Here is a 593-nt window from a genome sequence, read left to right as displayed (position 1 = left end):
ATGCCGACGCACGGATCGTGGCGGCCCTTGGTCATGATCTCGACGTCGTTGCCGTCCTTGTCGATCGACTTTCGCGGGGTCAGGATCGACGAGGTCGGCTTGACGGCGAAGCGCGCGACGATCGCCTGGCCGGTCGAGATGCCGCCGAGGATGCCGCCGGCATTGTTGGACAGGAAGACCGGCTTGCCGTCATTGCCGATACGCATCTCGTCGGCATTTTCTTCGCCGGTGATGCGGGCGGCCTCGAAGCCGTTGCCGATCTCGACACCCTTGACGGCATTGATCGACATCAGGCCCGAGGCAATGTCCTGGTCGAGCTTGGCGTAGATCGGCGCGCCCAGGCCTGCCGGAACGCCGTCGGCGACGATCTCGATTACCGCGCCGACCGAGGAACCCGCCTTGCGGATGCCGTCAAGATACGCGGTGAAGACGGCGACCGATGCCGGATCGGGCGTGAAGAATGGATTTTCGGCGTCGCCAACGAAATTCCAGTTCCAGTTGGCGCGGTCGATCGATTTTTCCCCCATCGACACCATTGCGCCGCGCACGATCATGCCGGGCACGACCTTGCGGGCCAAGGCTCCGGCCGCCAC

Annotated in this window: 1 protein-coding gene; it reads right to left on the bottom strand. The window is 64.4% G+C overall.

Annotation, left to right across the window (positions count from 1 at the left end; genetic code table 11):
- Positions 1–593, bottom strand: a 593-nt coding sequence (locus AC0L2V_RS32240) for a chorismate synthase (RefSeq protein ID WP_473522194.1), incomplete at both ends; no start/stop codon positions are given.

The organism is Mesorhizobium sp. WSM4814 (genome assembly GCF_055811595.1).
Note: the sequence above shows the minus strand (reverse complement) of the source record. Positions and strands in the feature narration are given on the sequence as shown.